Origin of the sequence: Labilibaculum euxinicum (assembly GCF_009795715.1) — a bacterium.
In the GTDB taxonomy this organism is placed as follows: domain Bacteria; phylum Bacteroidota; class Bacteroidia; order Bacteroidales; family Marinifilaceae; genus Labilibaculum; species Labilibaculum euxinus.
Genome location: NZ_WTCR01000020.1, coordinates 33,583 through 53,362 on the forward strand (window position 1 = coordinate 33,583; position 19,780 = coordinate 53,362).

Annotated in this window: 17 protein-coding genes; 9 read left to right on the forward strand and 8 right to left on the reverse strand. The window is 35.2% G+C overall.

Annotated elements, in window-relative coordinates; translation table 11 throughout:
- Nucleotides 1-201: 201 nt before the first annotated feature.
- Complete coding sequence (locus GQR60_RS19130) at nucleotides 202-837, reverse strand: FMN-dependent NADH-azoreductase (RefSeq protein WP_124994481.1); 636 nt, start codon at nucleotides 835-837, stop codon at nucleotides 202-204.
- Nucleotides 838-1,186: 349 nt separating this feature from the next.
- Between GQR60_RS19130 and GQR60_RS19135 the strand changes: the two genes are divergently transcribed.
- The 4 genes from GQR60_RS19135 (at nucleotide 1,187) to GQR60_RS19150 (ending at nucleotide 4,661) form a co-directional block, all read left to right on the forward strand.
- Nucleotides 1,187-1,810: a methyltransferase family protein gene (locus GQR60_RS19135; RefSeq protein WP_124994482.1), complete on the forward strand. Its 624-nt coding sequence runs from the start codon at nucleotides 1,187-1,189 to the stop codon at nucleotides 1,808-1,810.
- A 3-nt stretch (nucleotides 1,811-1,813) separates the two neighbouring features.
- Nucleotides 1,814-2,701, forward strand: coding sequence for a LysR substrate-binding domain-containing protein (locus GQR60_RS19140; RefSeq protein WP_124994483.1), 888 nt, complete (start codon nucleotides 1,814-1,816; stop codon nucleotides 2,699-2,701).
- An 81-nt stretch (nucleotides 2,702-2,782) separates the two neighbouring features.
- Nucleotides 2,783-3,712 carry a YeiH family protein gene (locus GQR60_RS19145; RefSeq protein WP_124994484.1) on the forward strand — a complete coding sequence of 310 codons (930 nt, stop codon included), beginning with the start codon at nucleotides 2,783-2,785 and terminating at the stop codon, nucleotides 3,710-3,712.
- A 442-nt stretch (nucleotides 3,713-4,154) separates the two neighbouring features.
- The gene (locus GQR60_RS19150) at nucleotides 4,155-4,661 is read left to right on the forward strand and encodes a nitrogen regulation protein NR(II) (protein WP_124994485.1); all 507 of its coding nucleotides are present in this window, start codon (nucleotides 4,155-4,157) and stop codon (nucleotides 4,659-4,661) included.
- Between the two features lie 93 nt (nucleotides 4,662-4,754).
- On the opposite strand, the gene GQR60_RS19155 is transcribed toward GQR60_RS19150, so the two are convergent.
- The gene (locus tag GQR60_RS19155; protein WP_124994486.1) at nucleotides 4,755-5,924 is read right to left on the reverse strand and encodes a hypothetical protein; all 1,170 of its coding nucleotides are present in this window, start codon (nucleotides 5,922-5,924) and stop codon (nucleotides 4,755-4,757) included.
- 228 nt (nucleotides 5,925-6,152) lie between these two features.
- On the opposite strand from GQR60_RS19155, the gene GQR60_RS19160 reads away from it, so the two are divergent.
- The 5 genes from GQR60_RS19160 (at nucleotide 6,153) to GQR60_RS19180 (ending at nucleotide 12,527) form a co-directional block, all read left to right on the forward strand.
- A complete protein-coding gene (locus GQR60_RS19160; protein ID WP_124994487.1) occupies nucleotides 6,153-7,139 on the forward strand; it encodes a Gfo/Idh/MocA family protein in 987 nt (328 codons plus the stop codon).
- Nucleotides 7,140-7,773: 634 nt separating this feature from the next.
- Nucleotides 7,774-8,199 (forward strand): Fur family transcriptional regulator, encoded by a 426-nt coding sequence (locus tag GQR60_RS19165; RefSeq protein WP_124994488.1) that lies wholly within the window; start codon nucleotides 7,774-7,776, stop codon nucleotides 8,197-8,199.
- A gap of 408 nt (nucleotides 8,200-8,607) precedes the next feature.
- On the forward strand, nucleotides 8,608-11,025 hold the full coding sequence (locus GQR60_RS19170; RefSeq protein ID WP_124994489.1) for a TonB-dependent receptor: 2,418 nt from the start codon (nucleotides 8,608-8,610) through the stop codon (nucleotides 11,023-11,025).
- Nucleotides 11,026-11,047: 22 nt separating this feature from the next.
- Entirely contained in the window at nucleotides 11,048-11,878 is an 831-nt protein-coding gene (locus tag GQR60_RS19175) for a DUF4625 domain-containing protein (protein WP_124994490.1), read from the forward strand.
- A 157-nt stretch (nucleotides 11,879-12,035) separates the two neighbouring features.
- Complete coding sequence (locus GQR60_RS19180) at nucleotides 12,036-12,527, forward strand: DUF4625 domain-containing protein (protein WP_124994491.1); 492 nt, start codon at nucleotides 12,036-12,038, stop codon at nucleotides 12,525-12,527.
- Nucleotides 12,528-12,996: 469 nt separating this feature from the next.
- On the opposite strand, the gene GQR60_RS19185 is transcribed toward GQR60_RS19180, so the two are convergent.
- From GQR60_RS19185 to GQR60_RS19210, 6 genes are all read right to left on the reverse strand, one after another.
- Nucleotides 12,997-13,587 (reverse strand): HD domain-containing protein, encoded by a 591-nt coding sequence (locus GQR60_RS19185; protein WP_124994492.1) that lies wholly within the window; start codon nucleotides 13,585-13,587, stop codon nucleotides 12,997-12,999.
- Nucleotides 13,588-13,714: 127 nt separating this feature from the next.
- Nucleotides 13,715-14,281 carry a YdeI/OmpD-associated family protein gene (locus GQR60_RS19190; RefSeq protein ID WP_124994493.1) on the reverse strand — a complete coding sequence of 189 codons (567 nt, stop codon included), beginning with the start codon at nucleotides 14,279-14,281 and terminating at the stop codon, nucleotides 13,715-13,717.
- A 130-nt stretch (nucleotides 14,282-14,411) separates the two neighbouring features.
- Entirely contained in the window at nucleotides 14,412-16,700 is a 2,289-nt protein-coding gene (locus GQR60_RS19195; protein ID WP_124994494.1) for a PAS domain-containing sensor histidine kinase, read from the reverse strand.
- A gap of 544 nt (nucleotides 16,701-17,244) precedes the next feature.
- The gene (locus tag GQR60_RS19200) at nucleotides 17,245-18,168 is read right to left on the reverse strand and encodes an AbiTii domain-containing protein (protein ID WP_124994495.1); all 924 of its coding nucleotides are present in this window, start codon (nucleotides 18,166-18,168) and stop codon (nucleotides 17,245-17,247) included.
- Nucleotides 18,169-18,419: 251 nt separating this feature from the next.
- Nucleotides 18,420-18,959 (reverse strand): hypothetical protein, encoded by a 540-nt coding sequence (locus GQR60_RS19205; protein WP_124994496.1) that lies wholly within the window; start codon nucleotides 18,957-18,959, stop codon nucleotides 18,420-18,422.
- A 7-nt stretch (nucleotides 18,960-18,966) separates the two neighbouring features.
- On the reverse strand, nucleotides 18,967-19,780 hold an 814-nt coding region (locus GQR60_RS19210), incomplete at its 5' end, for a DUF4145 domain-containing protein (RefSeq protein WP_225441458.1).

Below are 19,780 nucleotides of genomic sequence, written 5' to 3' on the forward strand. Positions count from 1 at the left end.
ATGTACTGTTAAGAACTACTAAAGTAGTTGTTTTTAAATCTACATAAAAATTAAAGCGTGCCCGATAACTGACAATTAAAGGAATTTTAACAAAGTTACCCGATTTACCATACGAAAGTGCGGGAAGACATTCCCAAAGGATGATCGACCCGCACACAATTCAAGTAAAATTTCTTGAAATTCTATTTTTCAATGATACAATTAGAATTCAGACACGAATTCAATCGCCTTTTCTTTTGCCAATTTTTCAATCTCCGGAATATCCAGTCCCATTGCAATTCCTTCAACAGGAACAAATTTCAATTCTGATATTCCAATAAATCCCAAAACTGATTTTAAATAACGATGCGAAAAATCCATTTCACTTCCCGCCCCATTTGAATAAACTCCTCCTGATGCTTGAATGTGAACAGCTTTCTTTCCTTTCATCAATCCTTCCGGGCCATTTTCTGTATAGTGAAATGTTTTTCCTGCCTGCAATATGACATCAATATATGCTTTAAGTACAGGAGGAATAGAAAAATTCCACATCGGGTTAACAAACGCATAGGCATCAGCTTCCATAAATTGTTCCAAAAGTTGATTTAGATTTCCAATCTGCTGCATCTGCTCTTGATCCAAATCGTTTAAGCTGCCACCATTCTGCAACTTCGAAAAACCATCAAAAACCATTGCATTTAAATAGGGAACATCTGTTTTAAACAAATCAAGTTCTGTAACCTCGTGATTGGGGTTTTGCTTTTTGTATTGCTCAATAAAAGCTCTTCCTACCTTTAAGCTATATGAATCCTTTTCTTCTTTTGGGTTTGCGCTAACATATAAAAATTTCTTACTCATATCTTTTACTATTAATTCAACACATTTACTATTTCTTACTCAACAAAGCTAGGAAAGCAAAACTCATTCGTAAATGGATAAAACAAAGGTATTCTTGTACTTTTTATTTTTTATACCTGCGACTAAAATTGATGAAAAAAACTATTATCTCTGCAAGGAAAAAATAAAAACCGGAAGTGAATCAAAAAGATTCTCTGAGATATTAGACCCTAAAAATCCACCTAAAGTATTCACTAACTGATCATTCATCTGATTTGGCGAATAAGATAACTGATATAACAAGATAGAATATCTTCGTTCAAAGTGCAGGAAATAGATTAAAAAGAAATCTATTTCCTACTTTTACGCAATGATCTCAACACAACATATTCTGCTTTGTATATTTCTATTGTTATGGTGCTTTTTTCACAGCAGTTTAATTTCGAATCAGTTCATCAGCTATATAAAACCTAAACTTGGCAAACAATTCAGAACCTACCGGATTCTCTACAATCTATTTTCACTAATTACATTCTTACCACTGATTTGGTATTCCTATTCAATAAAAAGCGAGATGATTTTTACCTGGTCAGGTAATTTTATGGTTGTACGTGTTTTTATTCTCCTAATCAGCTTTTACTTGTTTTTTGCCGGTTCCCGTACATACGATCTATCGTCCTTTTTAGGCTTTCGCCAGATTCAGCAAAAAGAACATCACAAAACTATATCTGATGATGAAAATATAAATACTTCCGGAATTCTTGGTGTAATCCGCCATCCTTGGTATACTGCAACTTTCTTATTTATATGGGCAGGAAATTTAAATACCAGCTCATTGATCGTGAATGTAATTCTTAGTATTTATTTGATTATTGGCTGTCTTTTAGAAGAAAAAAAACTAGTTTTAAAATACGGTGAACAGTACCGGATTTATCAAAAAAATGTATCAATACTGTTCCCCTGGAAATGGTTGAAAACAAAATTAAAAAGATAAGACATGGATTATCGGGACGAAGTATTTATTGCTGTGGCAGAAAACCTAAATTTCTCGAAAGCCGCCGAAGAACTGTTCATCAGCCAGCCTGCAGTTACCAAACACATTAAAGAATTGGAAAGCAAATTAAATACCGCTCTTTTCGAACGAAAAGGAAACAAAGTTTATTTAACTAAGTCCGGCAAATTGGTGTATCGCAGTCTTAAACAAATCAAACAGCAGTATCGTGATTTGGAATATGAATTGGGCAGATTAAATGAGGCTTTTAATGGTTCTTTGCGAATTGGTGCCAGTTCCACAATTTCCCAATACCTTATTCCATCGGTAATTGCATCCTTTCATAAACGATATCCCAAAATCAAACTCGATTTATTCAACGGCAATTCTTTTGAAATGGAGCAAAAACTGCTCGATAATGAAATAGATTTGGCTCTGGTAGAAAATGAAACGTCCAATTCCAACATCAAATACATGGATTTTCTGGATGATGAAATTATTGCCGTTACAGGAACACAAAGTGTATACGCAAAACGCAAAAACATTAAACTAATCGACATTCAGGAAATACCTTTGGTACTGCGCGAAAAAGGTTCCGGAACATTGCAGGTTATTCAGAAAACACTCGCTAAGCAAAATATAGATCTGGAAAAACTAAACATTCTGATTCATCTGGGAAGTACCGAAGCAATTAAAAATTTTCTTTGTGATTTTGACGGTATTGCTCTGATATCCGAAAAGTCTGTTAAGAAGGAAATGCAGCTGAAAAGTCTTTGCAAACTAAATGTAAGTGAATTAAATATTCATCGGAAACTAAGACTGGCATCGCGTCAGGGCTCTGAGTTAAAAATCCCCGGTTTATTTATAGACCTACTTCATCACCATAACTTTTAGTTATATATAATAATAATTTACAATTTCCATAAGCTATTCATACATCGTATTTTTGTTCCTGAAATCAAAGAACAAAAACAAATGTATCAATTCTCTAAAAAAACCAGCTACTTATTCTTAATCGGCATTGCACTTTGCTTTATGCCCGGCTTTTCACCAGCTATTGCTCTAATCACCGGACTCTTCTTTTCTATGTTTGGGATTAAAACCGCCCGGTTTACCAAATACACATCTTCTGTTTTACAGGCATCCATCATTCTAATGGGTTTTGGCATGAATCTGACCCTGGTAATAGAAGCATCTAAATCAGGTTTTGGTTTTACGGCCATGTCGGTAATAACAACCATCAGTATTGGTTTGTTACTCGGTAAACTTTTTAAGGTGGAGAAAGCCACAAGCATATTAATTGCGGCAGGAACTGCTATTTGCGGTGGTAGTGCCATTGCAGCTGTTGCACCTGTTATTAATGCAAAAAACAAGCAGGTTTTGTTTGCAATGGCTGTTGTTTTTGTGCTAAACTCTGTCGCATTGATCCTATTTCCAATCATCGGACATTATTTTGAAATGAGTCAGGAAACATTTGGTTTTTGGTCGGCAATTGCGATTCACGATACCAGTTCTGTAGTAGGTGCTTCATCTGCTTATGGTGAAAAAGCTTTGGAAATTGCGACTACGGTTAAACTAACCCGAGCCCTTTGGATCATTCCTGTTTCAATTGTATTTGCAATTTTCAACAAAAACACAGAATCCGGTAAAATAAAAATACCTTGGTTCATCGGCGTGTTTGTATTGGCAATTATTACAGCTCACTTAGTTCCACAATGGCACGATGGTTTTGCAATCTTAAATTGGTTGGGCAAAAAAGGAATGATTATCGCCCTACTATTTATCGGTTCAAGTATTTCTGTTTCCGAAATCAGGGAAACCGGCAGCAATGCTTTTATCATGGGAATTCTACTTTGGATTTTCATTGGAACAACATCGTTGTATTTATTACTAACTCATGTTTAGTTATTCAGCTCAATAAATCAAATTCTGAAAAAGCACTAATCTCTAATTTTTCCAAAGAGACAAGTACAAGTAATGAATATAAAATAATTGGAATCATCCAATCAAAGATTTTTAGCAATGTCCCTTAATTTATCATGAGGATGTCCAAAAAGCATTGTTCTATTGTCATTCTGATCCCGATGAATCGGGACGAAGAATCTTTCACTTAGAAAAACAGATGTTTCGTTCCGATAGCCATCGGGATCGCTCAACATGACAATCCATTACAAAATATTCCCTTTTGGACACCCTCTTTAATTTATTAATGTCAGCTTATATGAAATAAACCACAACATACAATATTGCCTTCTGACATTTTGAGATTATCATAAAATTTCGTAATTTAGATGGAACTATCCAAATTGGGTATAAATCCAATGATTTTGATGATAAAAAAATTGCCATGAAAACAGACATCACACATACAAATGAGCGGTTTAGTGAACTGAGCGAATCAAGTGAATTTTTAAATCTGATTCTAAATAACATTAGTTCGTGTATTATGCTATTGGATAAAGATCTTAAATTACGGGCTTATAACGATCCATTGCTAAGCATATTTTCCAATAAAAAAAATGAAAATTTATTATATCGAAAATGTGGTGAAGTAATAGGCTGTGCGTATCAAATAGAAGAACAGGAACTATGCGGTAATACCAGCATGTGCAGAACCTGTGAATTACGAATCTCAGCACTTAACTCTTACGCTAGTAATGAAGCTGTTTTCAACGAGAAAATTACGAAACCGTTTTTTAATTTTGAAGGTGTAAAGGTTGACAAACATTTACAGTTTTCAACACGACTGTTTCCCTATCAAAAAGAAAAATACATTATTATGATTCTGGAAGACATAACAGAATTAGTTTGTATCAAAGAAAAAATGAATCATCTCTCAGAAAATCATGCATAAAAGTAAAAACTACTCCTACCAAATAAACACAGACTAATTTCAATTGAAAAAAGGAACATCACAATGGTGTTCCTTTTTCGTATTTTGAATTGTCTAGATCAATTCAATTCCCAATAAACCACAGGCCAATTGTAGTTTCTCAAGCTGGTTCCCTTGTAAAATAAGATGATGATTTCCTAAAGGATTTTCCTTTAATTTAGTAATTGCAGACAGAGACAGTTTTACCTCAATTTGCGTGCGGCATGCTGTTGCATATCTCGGACGATCCAAAACCTCACCTGTGGTGATAAAAGCCTTGTTTAATTCGCTGTTGAAACGAAAAACAGTAATGTCATTGTAACGGTACATTCCCCGAATCGCAGTTCCCAAACCTGTTTCAAAATGGGTTGTTACCTCATAATCCGACAATAAATTGGTTCCGATTGTACAATGAGCGAATAAAGCAGTTTCTGCAGATATTTTGGCAACGTTTGCCATCCACGGAATTGAACCGGAAAGTTCTTTGGCAAACATCATTCCCACAATACTGGCCAAATCGCCTTCGCAGCCCGCAGGTATTTGCTGATCGTTAAAAAGAGACAACGCCAGACAGGCAGTTACCGATTTCTGACGGACCAAAGGAAAACACTCAACGGTTAAGGCATCCAATTTCTCATTCTCAACGCAATCTTTCAGGATATTGTAAATCTTCGAAGCATTCAGTTTCTCCTGATGATCTGTATATTCAAATTTGTTTAAAAAATCATTGTTAATTTCAGCATCCCCGAAGCTGCAAAGGCTTTTCCAATCAATTTGTTTCAAATTGATTCCCAACCTACTCATCAAGACATTCTTCTCAACACTTGAAGCAATCAGCCAATCGGAAACATTGCCAATTAACCCCAGCTGCTTTCCCTTTAACGCCTCAATGGCCGAAACTACTTTCAGGTAACTAGACATGTATGCCTTCATTTCCTCCGGATTCGACAGCAATACAGAACCAATCCCTTCGCGGTTCATCCACGCCTTAATTTCCAGAGCGGCTGCATTCGAATTGTCCAATTCATTCGACAGAAGAATATAAAATCTGTTTTTTTCTGCCAATAATTTAGCGCCTTGCTCGCTCCCGCCACTCAAAATAAATAAGATATCCGCATCATCTTCAACAAATTGAAAATGATCAACAAATTCAGGAAGCATATTTAAAAGTCTTTTCTTTCCCAGATCAAGGTATTTAGCATCAGCCTCTTTAAAAGCTAAAATTTTTACTCGTAATTGAATCATTAGAATCGTTTAAAGTTTTGATTTGTTTCAACGGAATTGAATGGCGTTCAAAAATACAAAATATATGATATTCTCAAAGATTCCGCATTCTAAAATAGCTCCGCCATACAAATTTAAGGGATCTATAATTCAAAATAAAAACATGGAAGGGCTTCTGTTTCAAAATACAAAAAATCCCTATCTTGCGTAGCTAATTAGCATTGAAATGCACATATCAAACCAGACAAAATGAAGAATTCAGATACTAAAATAATACGTTGGGGAATATTGGGTTGCGGCAATGTAACCGAAGTTAAAAGCGGCCCGGCTTATCAAAAAACGGACGGATTCGAAATTAGGGCTGTTATGCGCCGCGATGCAGACAAAGCGCAGGATTATGCAAAAAGACATCATATTACTAAGTTCTATACCAATGCTGACGAATTAATTAATGACAGTGAAATTGATGCCATATATATTGCAACACCTCCTGATTCGCACAAATATTACGCTCTAAAAGTTGCTGAAGCAGGGAAAACCTGCTGCATAGAAAAACCACTGGCTCCAAGTCATCAGGACTGTCTGGAAATCTGTGAAGCATTTAAAATAAAAAGTCTCCCCTTATTTGCAGCTTACTACCGCCGTTCCCTGCCTCGTTTTCAGCAGGTAAAAACATGGCTTGAAAATAATTCAATTGGAGAAGTAAGACATATCCGATGGCATTTGAGTAAACCGGCAAACGAAACGGATCTGTCTGGCAAATACAATTGGCGAACCGATTCGAAAATAGCACCAGGTGGCTACTTCGACGATTTAGCCAGCCATGGAATCGACTTGTTTATTTATTTGCTGGGAAATATAAAAACAGTAGCTGGCCTCAGTACTAATCAGCAAGGCCTGTATGATGCAAAAGATGCTGTGACGGCTTGTTGGCTGCACGAAAATGGCATTACGGGAACAGGAAGTTGGAATTTTGGCTGCAGTCAAAGAGAAGATCAAGTGGAAATATTTGGCAGTAAAGGCAAAATTGAATTTTCTATTTTCGACGATGCCGCACTCTTGCTGACAAACGAAAATGGCACAGAGGAACTATTCATCGAAAATCCGGAAAACATTCAGATTTATCATGTTGAAAATATGAAAGAAGATCTTTTAGGCTACAGCAAACACCCATCTACCGGTGAAACTGCAGCCCATACCAGTTGGGTTATGGATAAAATACTTGGTAACTTGTAAGCTGTATCAGTAAGCTCTCCTAATACAACTCAACCACACGATAATATCAAAGCCTGTGAAATCTCTCTCGGATTGCAAAATTTATAATTACGGCTCGTACCCACATTTATTATTTTACTTATCATACGGTACAAGAGTGAGATAGGAGATGAAACCCTAGTTGATAACAATCAGAAAAGTGATAACCGGTAATTGGTTACCGATTTTTGCTGTCGAAAATATTAATCGAATCTTCTCACAACCTAATCCTGATCATTCGGGGCTCTATGTGTAGGGAGAAGCCTTTAAAAATACCTGATGTTAAAAATTATTTATACATAAACCCTCTTGTATTATATTAATCTTTTGAAGCGCCTGGTGTGAGAAATTTTCTACTAAGCTAATAGCTTAGTGAAACCTGCGATTGTATACTAACCGTTTATCAATTATGAATTTTATTTTGCAGTCTCATCATTCTTTCCTGTCTTGGAACGCGACGGACTAAAGGCTCTTTCTAAAAATTTGGTTTCGTGCTGGAATAGAGCGTTTACAGCATGTGCCTAGATGTGAAGGGATAATGTGCTAAGATTAATATTTTTTCTTATCGTTTTTTCAATATTTTTTTTTACATTTGCATCATTGTTGCAATTAAAACATGTCTGCATTTATGAAAGCTGTTGATATACTAAACAGATATAATCTAAAACGAACAAGTTGCCGAGAGGGAATTATTGATGTAATAACAGCAGCAAACCAAGCTCTGTCTGAAAATGAAATCAGAGAACAATTGGTTGGTAATTACGACCGAACTACTTTTTACCGCTCTTTCAAAACACTTGAAGAGCATAAAATAATCCATAAAATTATTGTAGATAATCAATTGGTCAAGTATGCTCTGGATAATACTGTAACACAAAAAGATGAACATGCCCATTTTTATTGCAATGAATGTAATACTGTAAAATGTATGAATGATGTTCCTGTACAAAAATATCAATTACCAGATGGTTATTCTGATGTTGAAACAGAGGTTTTAATAAAAGGGATTTGTTCAAATTGTAAAAATCAAAAAAACAATTGATAAAGCTTAGAAAACATATTGCTTTCATGTTGTTTGTAATTTTCTTTTTTCCAATTACATTTCAATCGGTTCATATCGTATGGCATCATGCGCATGGTTATAAATGCGGACATCACCTTTGTCGTGCAGAATCATCTGATAAGAATTCCCATACGAGTACTGAAAATTTATCAGAAAAAGAAAACGCATGTTCAATATGTGAATATCAATTTTTAATAAATAATTTACCTGAACTTTCCGTTATAAAATCAGAAATTCCTGTATTGGCCTTCTCTTACAATCAAGCAGCTTCAGTACAGCAATACGTCCAAATATTCACCAATAAAACTCCAAGAGCACCACCCATTCTTGTCTCATAGAATAATTTTCTTCTAATTTTCAGGCGGTTAAACTCTCAATAAATTTTATATGAGCAAATTTTTCATGCTTTTTTTGAGCATGAGCATGTTATGTAGTTTTTTGTATGGGCAAACATTTTTTGAACTTAAAGGTATCGTTGCTGATGAAAACAATGAACCATTAACAGGTGCTTCTGTGTTTCTATTTCCTATAAAAAAAGGTACGGTTACTGATGCTAAAGGTAATTTTACCATTGATAATTTATCAAAAGGTAAATATGAACTGGAAATCTCATTTGTTGGTTACAAAACTCTTGTTGATACTATTTCACTAACAGGAAATAAAACATACAATGTACAATTAAATGTTTCTGCACTTAGCCTGCAAGAGATCGTTGTAACCAGTAATTATTCCGAAACACGTAAAAAAGAAGAATCACTCAATATTGAAATTGTAAATGACGATTATCTGAAACAAAACCTTGGCGGTAGTCTTATGAACTCACTTGAAAGGTTGCCGGGTATAACAAGCATTGATATTGGTTCAGGACAATCGAAGCCTGTAATTCGCGGGCTTGGGTTTAACCGCGTTGTGGTGGTTGAAAACAATATCAAGCATGAAGCTCAGCAATGGGGCGCAGACCATGGGCTTGAAATTGACCAATATGCTGTTGATAATATTGAGGTGATAAAAGGTCCTGCTTCCCTTATGTATGGCTCTGATGCTATTGGCGGCATTGTAAACATAACAAACAGAAAAATATCTGTCAATAATTCCTTTGGTGGAACAATTGATTTGTCTGGCAAAACGAATAATGATTTTCTGGGAACATCCATTTCATTATATGGTAGAAAAAAATGGTTCTATGCAGATGTGCGTGCAACCATAATTGATTACGGTGATTATAAAGTTCCTGCTGACAGTGTGGATATTTATTCATATCGGGCAGCATTGTATAAAAACCATTTGCGGAATACAGCTGGTAATGAAAAAGACATCCATTTATCTTTTGGGATTCTGCAAAAAAGGTATCAAAGCAAATTTTATGTAAGCAGTGTAAATAGTAAAAGCGGATTTTTTGCCAACGCACATGGTTTGGAACCCCGCAATGTAGATGCCGAATTACATGATAAGTCAGACAGGGATATTCATTACCCATATCAGACAGTAAACCATTTAAAGGTCACGAATTCAAGTAATTTCCAGTGGAAACAATTGAAATTTGATCTGGATTTGGGTTTTCAGCGTAATTTCAGGAAGGAATGGAGTCAATACGTTAATCATGGTTATATGCCACCAATTTTTCCTGACACATTAAATTTTAATCCCGACCTTGAACGACAATTTGAAAAATATGTGTATTCGGTGAATCTAAAGTTGTCCTATCAATGGAGTGATAAAACGCAATTTAATTTTGGAATAAACAGTGAACATCAGGACAACTGTATTGATGGCCGTGGTTTTATAATTCCGGCTTACCAGCTGATGCGAATAGGAGGTTTTGTTTTTGCAAAACATTCAATTTCAGACAAAAGTATGGTTCAATTGGGTATTCGCTATGACTATGGTCATATAATTACCGACGAATATTTTGATTGGTTTCCATCCCCGGTTGTTGAAAATGGTAGTACAAGCATGCCGTATTTGCAAAGAGCAGGAAATATTCACCGTAGTTTTTCAAACCTAACATGGTCTGTTGGGTATAATTACAATCCCGGGAAGTGGTCATATAAAGCCAATATTGGTAAAAGTTTCCGTATGCCAATTGCTAAAGAATTGGCCACAAATGGTGTCAATTACCATCATTTTAGTTACGAGGTGGGTAAGGCTGATTTATCTCCTGAAATATCATATCAACTTGATGCAGGCATAGAATACAGTTCAGAGAAATTTGCGATTGGGATAACACCATTTCTGAATTATTTTTCCAATTACATTTATTTGAACCCTAGTTCGGAACACGACAGACTTTACGGAAATGGAAACCAGGTTTATTTTTACACCCAGGCTAAGGTTTTTAGACACGGAGCAGAAATACATGCACACTACGAATTGTTGAAATCCCTGCAATTCGGCATTATCGGTGAATATGTTTATTCAGAGCAGCTTTCAGGTGAGAAGAAAGGATTTACCCTGCCTTTTTCACCACCTCCTTCCGGTATTTTCAATATCAGATATCACAGGGATAAGATAAAGTTTGTTGAACAAGCCTATATATCCTTTGATTACAGGATTACAGCAGCTCAAAATAATATTGTACCACCGGAAAAAACCACCGATGGGTATCAGGTAATCAATCTTGGATTGGGGGGAGATATTGCAGTGAAAAAGCAAAGAATAACTATTTCATTGCAGATTAAAAACCTCTTAAACACTAAGTATTTTAATCACACCAGCTATTATCGGCTGATAAATGTACCTGAACCAGGAAGAAATTTTATTGCGAATATTTCCATTCCTTTTTCAGGAAAAATAAAGAGTAAGTAAATATATTAAACAATTTAAAATTATGAATACAAAGATTAAATCAATAGCTTTTATTTTAGCAGTAATGGGGATTGTCTTTTTTAGTTCCTGTGATAATAATGATGATGAAACTGTTCAAAAACCTGTTGTCAGTAATTTAGAATTGGGAATAGGTGACAGTCATATCGGTTACATAGGTGCTGATTTGCACATCGAAGCAGAAATTGTTGCTGAAGGGAAAATAGACAAAATAACTGTCGAAATTCACCAGGAGGAAGGTAGCACAGACGAAATTGTAGTTGAATATGATGAGTTTGCCGGGCTCAAAAACACTACTTTTCATAAGCATGTTGATATTCCTGCCACAACGTTTGCCGGTACATACCATTGCCACATTACTGTAACCGACATGGATGGCAACTCGACAACGGTAGAAGAAGAAGTATCAATTGAGTCAATGGTTGATGATAAAGCTCCGGTAATAACCATTTCATCATCACCGGAAAATGGAAAAAACTTTGCTAATGGTGAAACAATTTCCATTTCAGGTTCAATTACCGATAATATTTCGTTGGCTGGTTTGGTAGTAGCTTTGGTTTATGAAACAGATAAGATTGCTGATGCTGATGTTTCAGGTGCTGCCAATACTAAGGTAATTGTAATGCTTCACACCCATGATTTTGAAGATCCAGATGAATCTGATTTCTCAGCCACTATCGAAGTGGGCGCTGCAAACGACAACAATATGACTCCTGTTGCCATTCAGGGAGATAATGCATGGAAATCCGGCAACTACTATATCCTTGTAAAAAGCAAAGATGCAATGGGAAACTGGGCATTCTCAAATCATTATCCAATAGTAATAAATCTTTAGAATCATTAGAGGGTGTCCAAAAAAGTATCATTCTATTGTCATTCTGAGCTGGCCGAAGAATCTTTCACTTTGAAAAACGGATGTTTCGACTTTGCCCAATATGACAATTCAATACAAATAATTCCTTTTTGGACACCCTCTCTAATATAAATCTGGCATGAAAAATTTAACAGCTATATTTATCCCTCTTTTTCTGCTCATTATTTTTAACTCTTGTGGGAAAGATGAAGAAATAGATAAAGAAAAACCAATAATTAATTTGACAGCTCAGAATGCATTTCCCTTAAGTTGTGATACCCTTTATTTTGGAGAATCCTTTGATCTGAAAGCTTTGTTTTCCGATAATGTTGAATTGGGTTCTTTCAGCATTGACATACACAACAACTTCGATCACCATTCGCATAGCACCGAAGTTGCGGAATGCAATCCTGACCCAATCAAAACCCCGGTTACTCCATTTTTATATATTGAAGAGTATGATATTCCCACCGGTCAGACAGAATATCAAACCAACTTGTCCATTTCAATTCCATCCGGTGATGAAAACGGGCTATTTGATGAAGGTGATTATCATTTTTTTATAAGTCTTACCGACAAAGAAGGATGGTCAAAACAAAAAGGACTAAATATCAAAATGCTACATCGTTAATCAGGGGTGTATTGGCAAAAAATAATGTGTGTGGCTGCGAAGGGATGTTTTACAGCCACACACTCCTGCTTTTGCAGGCTGGATTTTCCTTTTTCCAAATATGCAATCATGTTACTGCTGTGTTGTTTATTCCACTTAAATACAACGTAAAAGTATTTTATCCTTTTGTTTTTTAAAATTAACAAAACATTATTTAGAAGACTGATTTCAGATTCTGAGAATAATTCTAAATAAAGGATAAAATAAAATTGGGCAATGCCCCCACTGCCCCACGATTTTAGCATCTGCTTACTGCATCACCTCAATCATTCCTGATCAACACACCCAAGCATTCAACTTCAGCAAAACTTACAAAAGGAAGCTTTAAAAACCCGATAATCAGCATGTTTTTAAAGCTCACATCTTATTTTTTAAAAATCGCAATTGGTTGTGCAGCGGTTACTTTTGTTAACAGCTGATTTATATAACGCTATTTTTTCAGGATTCCATTTTTTACGCTTTCGTTTATGAGTTCCTCAGCAAATCCCCAAATTGACTTAGAGCCTTTTTTTATAAGCTTCTTTTTGTCGTAAACACTTTCATATTTAACATTAAATTCAGACCACGTCCCACCATTGTTAGAGGTGTTTTGTAATAGTGGTTCAAATCTGTCCATTGCCTTGGCAAATTTGGCTTCATTGGTTTCGCCTTCTTCAAATTCCTCCCAAATCGCGATAAACTCTTGTGCTTGTTCAGTGGGCAGCATCCCAAAAATTCTTTTCGCCGCTTTCAGTTCTTCTTTTGTGTTAGAGTGATTCTTAACAGAATCATAAATAAAGATATCTCCAGCATCTATTTCAACAATATCATGGATCAAAACCATTTTTAATACTTTCAATACATCTATTTGCTCATTTGCATGCTCCGACAAAACAATAGCCATCATAGCCAGGTGCCAACTATGCTCAGCGTCATTTTCATGTCTGTCGCTATTGAATAGTTTTGTTTTTCGTTGGATGTATTTGATCTTATCAATTTCTTTAATGAATTCGACTTGCTTAAGTAGGTTATCAATTTTCATAATTATTTGATGTCTTCTATTTTGTGAACGTTAAATTGTATAAGTAGCAGCATATTTGCAGGCAAGCTTTCCTATCAAACCGCTATGCAGTTTGAGCTCTGTCGAGTATTACTTGTCATTGTGTGGGTTAATAGTATTTGTCAATACCTCCAAAGCCTGAAATAAGTTTGTTGTCCTGTGTTTTTTGAATAAAGTTTGTCAGTCGTTTGGTAAATTCTTCGGGCCGCTTTCTGGCACTATCAATGTATGCAATTCGTATTCGTTTGTAACAGTCTGAAAAATCTTTAAAGTTTTTCCAAGCTGTTTTGTCTTTTTTTATTGCATCTAAAATATCCAAAGGAAAAACATACTCTTTTGAAATAATTTCCTGAACCGTTTTAAGAAAGGAATGATGAATCAGATTTTTTTCAGCCAACCATTTCAGCCGTTCTTTATTTGGTTGTGAATAACTGCTCTTTGATTGTCTGGGAGTAAACCGCTGAATTGTGTGGTCTTTGTCAAGGGTTTTATTTGTGCTGTCAATCCAACCAAAACAGAGAGCTTCTTCAACCGCATCATTGTATTGTATGCGTTGTTCACCGGTTGACTTTTTAGCGTAGACCAACCAAACTTCATTCTCAATGTTGAAATTTTGCTGAAGCCAGTTTCTCCATTCAATCCTTGTTTTTATGTATAGTATCTTGTCTGTTTTCAAGTTGCTGATTTATTTCATTTACAAAGTTATTCAAAATTTCACTCAATTCTTTCGGTTTACTTATCATGAGCAAATCACCCGATAAAAATGTGCGGCAACGGGAGTCAAATTTTGAGAACGACCATTACTCTTAAAAGGTTGAAGAAACGTAGTAGGGAAGTGTAAAAAAGAAAGTTGAGCCCTTGGATTCTTCACTATCTACCCAGATTTTACCACCCAACATTTCTACGTAAGCCTTTGAAATAGCTAATCCCAATCCTGCTCCTTGCCGTGCCATTTTATCGGCAATATCAGCTTGAATAAAACGTTCAAAAATGACTTCAACCTTTTCTTTTGGAATTCCTATCCCTGTATCTTTTACATAGAATTCCATTTTTTCTCCTTTTACTGCATATCCAAACTCTACCGTTCCCTTGTCGGTATATTTTAAGGCATTTTTAACCAGATTTGAAAGTATTCCATAGAACTTTTCACTATCGGTTATTGTAATAGATTTATATTCAGGCAATTCACAAACAAAGGAGAGTTTGAGTTTTTTATGATAGGCATCGAGTTTTAAAGAATCGTAAACAAATTGCAACTGATTGTTTATGTTTGTTTCGGAAAGGTGAATGTCAATTATTCCCGATTCTATTTTGGAAATGTTAATAATGTCGTTTATAATGTTGAGCATGCGCTCACCACTTTCTTCGATAATTCGAATGTACTCCTTTTGTTGCTCACCAGATAATTCCGGCTCTTTAAGCAGGCCGGCAAAGCCTAGAATACCGTTCATGGGAGTACGGATTTCATGACTCATATTGGCCAGGAAGGCTGATTTTAACCGGTCGCTTTCTTCGGCTTTTTCTTTGGCTTTTAGTAATTCAAACTCTGCTTCCTTTCGGTCAGTAATATCTAACCCAACCCCGACAATACCAGCCCGATTATCAGACATTGACATAGGATTAACTATGCTCAAATAGTGTACTCCGTTAACATTTGATTCAAAAAGAGCAGATTCACCTGAAAGCGCTTTATTTATTGCTTCTAATGTTTTGGGAAAATCTTTGTATAAATCAAAAACAGATTGCCCGACTACCTGATTGGGCAACAAGCCAATACCTTTCAGACCTGCCCCAATGGAAAGATTGAAGATGCCATCTTTGTCTATCAAATAAAATACAATAGGCAGATTTTCAACAGCAGTACTAATTAAAGCTTCGTTTTTGATTAATTCCTGTTCTGATTTTTTGCGCTGGGTAATATCTCTGCCAATTCCTAATACGCCCATAAATGTTCCATCGCTCTCGTATATCGGGGTTTTTATTGTTTCTATTATTTCCTTATGTCCATCGGCAAAAGTCAATTCTTCCTCATTTATGCTTGGTTTATTTGAAACAGCGGCTTCGTTATCCTTTTGCCTGAAAAAGTCGGCCAGTTCTTTGCCCACGAAGTCATAATCAGTTTTTCCTACAATTTCTTTTTCTGCAGCTCCATATAGCTGTTCAAATCGTTGATTGCATTGCAAATAGACGCCGTGCGGGTTTTTGACCCAAATAAGGTCGGGGAGCGTATCAATTAGTGCCCGTAAACGATTCTTACTTATTTTGAGTTCTTCTTCAGCCTGTTTAAAGTCAGTAATATCCTTTCTTATGCCAACCATACGTTTAATTCTACCTTGGTTGTCTTTTTCAATAATATGGCCTATAACCTGATACCATCGGTAACTTCCATCAGCGTGTAATATCCGGGCTTCATAAATATAACGATCTTCTTTATAAGCTAATATATCCTTTATTTTTGCCCGAACATATTCCCTGTCCTCGGGATGAATTCTGGCAAGCCAAACCCTTCGGTCCGATGGTTCGGCTACCGGCTCATATCCAAGCATCGTATAATATATGGGCGAGGCATACCAAATATCATTTTTCACATCCCAATCCCAATTTCCAATCTCTGTAGCTTCCAGAGTTACACGGAAGCGTTCCTCTCCAATATACAACGCTTCTTCAACCAATTTGCGATCCGTAAAATCAATAAGTGTTCCGCTAATGGCAGGTTTTCCTTTATAGGATATTAAATTTCCAAGAGCTTTTATCCATACTATACTTCCGTCTTTCCTTACTCCACGAAACTCATACTCCATCGATTTTGATTCTTTGGAAATTAGTTTTCTAATATTTTCTTTCACAATATTTTTATCACTTCCGAAAGCAAGAAATGCAGGGCTTATTTTTTCCACAATATCCTCGTATGAGTATCCGAAAATCTCACAGAATTTTTTATTACCGTATCTAAAACAATCATTCTGAATGATATATACTCCAACAAGCAAATGTTCTACTATTTCACGATATTTTACTTCGGAATCCAAACAGGGCTTGTCTCTTTTCTTTTTGAAAAGAAAGTGTAGGTTTCGCAATGAATTGAAATTAATCATATTTCGATTTTTTAGTTGCCCCCTATACCACTGAAGCTCAATACGTAATAAAAATAACGAAAATAGGAGAGCTTTGATTTTTTTAACAGAATGTAAAATTTATTTAAAATATCCAAATAAATATTAATTAGTTATCCCCTGATTCGCATAGTATATCATCTAATTGTAAAAACCTATCAATAGAGCAAGTGCAGGTAGTTGTTTGTTTTTATGTTTCCAGTCAAATTAGCTGCATCATATTGTTTGGTCAAATCCATTTTTGACTCTTAATGTCGAATTATTGCAACCTCTCAGCATTGGCTATAAGGTCAGTCTGTCTAAAAACCAATCAAACTTCTCAATTCAATTTTAAATATAGCAGTTTTAAGGATACATAAAAATGAAAAATCCTTTTTAAGCCTTCAATAATTTAATCTTTTGGATTTTTGAACCTAAAAAAGGAAGCTCTAAAATCATGTGAATTCACATGATTTTAGAGCTTTAATTATATCTGTTTTGAAATATTAGTTGGTTGTGCAACGGTTACTTTTGTTAGCCACAGTTCTTACATTCCGTAATATTTCTTAATAGCCTCTGCTAGTACACTACCTGCCGCACCAACACCAATATTCCAAGAACCGTCAAGAGCTTTACCAAACATCTTTTGTGTCCATAAGTTAACTTTTTGTCCAAAAGTTTTTTTCTCTAAATCTGGTTCTTCCGTATCGATAATTTCAGAAAGTTCAACTATATCTTCTTCGCAGACACCACTAGTTTGCAAGTGTTTTTTGAGTTCTTCCTTATTTCCTTTATTTATATTGATATCTGCCGATATATTTGCTTTATCACCTGTATTGAGAACATTTCCATCACCAATATTATTAATTATCGTTTGGTTCATAATCGTTGCTATTTCTTCTTGTTTTGTTTTTAATTCTTCGATTTCTGTAATATTTCCATATTGCGAATCAATTTTCAGCATAAAATCTAAAAGATTGTTTCGAACATATGACAAGATCTCGTTTAATGCATTTACTGAAATTGAAATTTTACAGTTAATTAATTGTAAATATGGGTTTCCCATATTGCGCCAATTCTGCTGAATCATTGCTGTTATTTCAGAAGAAAATAAACTTTCAAGCAACCCTGATGTCCTTTCTCCTTTCATGTTTTCAAGACTTAAAATACTCTGAGCCAACTTTACTGAACGAATTGATTTTTCCATTTGCTTATTTAAACCAATAGTTGGAACTGGTTGGTCATTGTATTGCATCTCACCATTTATGTAGGTGCCAGTAAGAGCGCCATGAAATATTCTGTATTTGGGTAAATCGTCGTTACTATCATAACCCTTTAATTCTTTACTCACCCAATTTAGCAATTCTGCATTTTGCAATCTGCTTGCCAATACTTTCGTTTTAAGGAGTGGTGAAGTTATCGACATTTGAGTATCAACAAGTTCGTTTATAATGTCGTTTATTAGTTTCATTATCTTATTATTAATAGAGTTTTATAAATAATATTCAATGCTGTGGTGAATTGTGGCTAACGGTTTATGTAAGTGGAGTGCGGGATTAAAAGTGATGAACTTTCAAAACCGCACGTAGCCAATTCGTTTATTCAATATTTCAAATTTTCCGTCAATCGTCGAAGACGAATTGGCGGTGTTGCAACAACGAGCCGCAGCCCGAAAAACCACTGAAACCCGCATTACATTTACATTTTGTTAGCACCTGTTTTTTAATAGTTCCTTATCCACTCATGAGTTTTTATTCCTTTTTGATAACATTCGAATAAACAATTTCTAGTTTTTATATTCAGCTCCATATAAAATCCTAGAATATACCCGCATACATGCTCAGGTAATACAACACCATCAAAAGACCAAATGTCATCATAGTTGTCTTTTGTTAAGGCTCTTAAACGTTTTTTATCACTTTCCTTTTCCTTTTCAGGTCTATTCGATTTTTTCATTTCGATTGCAATCAAGTTGTCTTGTGCTACAATATTTCCTCTACTATGTAGAATTATATCACAATTTATATTGACAACATTCATCTCTTCATCTAAAATCGTTTTTACTTGTCCGTTTTGTTTACGGTTATATTCAGGGTCAGCATAATAGCCCTCAATTTTTTTCTCTTTTGCTATGTTTTCAAGATAAATAGCCAGTCTTCCGCAAAGGTTCCTTTCGTTTACATCATTTAGAATATTCTCTAATTCTTCAGTAAAGAATATGTCAATCGATAATTCAAAAATATTATGTAATAATTTTTTCATTGTACCCCTAATTATCTCTTTTCTTAATTCCATTTTTTGCTCCCTCTGGGATGTTAGTATTATAGAATTCTTGAATTTTTTTTGGTTGGCTAATAAGTACTTCGCAAATAATATTTACGAATCCAAATAATGCATATGCAATTTCAATTCTATCATTTAAATCAATAGTTCCAGGGTGAACGGCATTATTTCCAATGACACGTACACTATCTAGTGCTTGTTGCATGGTTTTTGGTAAACCTTTCTTCACTAAACTTGCGATATCCTCATTAATATTTTTTCCTTTTTCTCCAAGGTGAGTACAAAGCTTCTGAATGGCTAATCTTAATAAGGCAGCAGCTCCACGAGGGGAAATATTAACAATATCTTTTGCTTCGTTATAATCATTCTTGATATCATCTGGTAGGTCAGGATTAGCTAATTCAACATTACCTGTCAATGGATAAACCATTTTTTCTTTATGCCATAATGAAAACAAATTACAGTGTTTGCATTTTGCTGTCAATGTCTCTTCTAAGGGGTATGTACTGACAACGTTATTCCCATTAGGCTGTTTTTGAACATAACTACAGTTTACTCCATGGCTAGACCATGTTTGTTCAGCTAATACGCCACAATGTGGACAATGAAAAGATTTTAGGTTTAAAGTTGGTGCAATATGTTTCATATTTTTCTTGGTTTTTAAAATTGGTGCTAACGCTTGTGAATGTGTATGTACACTTATATTTCTTTTATCAATCTTAAAACATACACTTATCCATCTCATAGAGAGGTGTAAGTGTATATAGCTACCTGTACAGGCCAGTAAATGTACACATCCT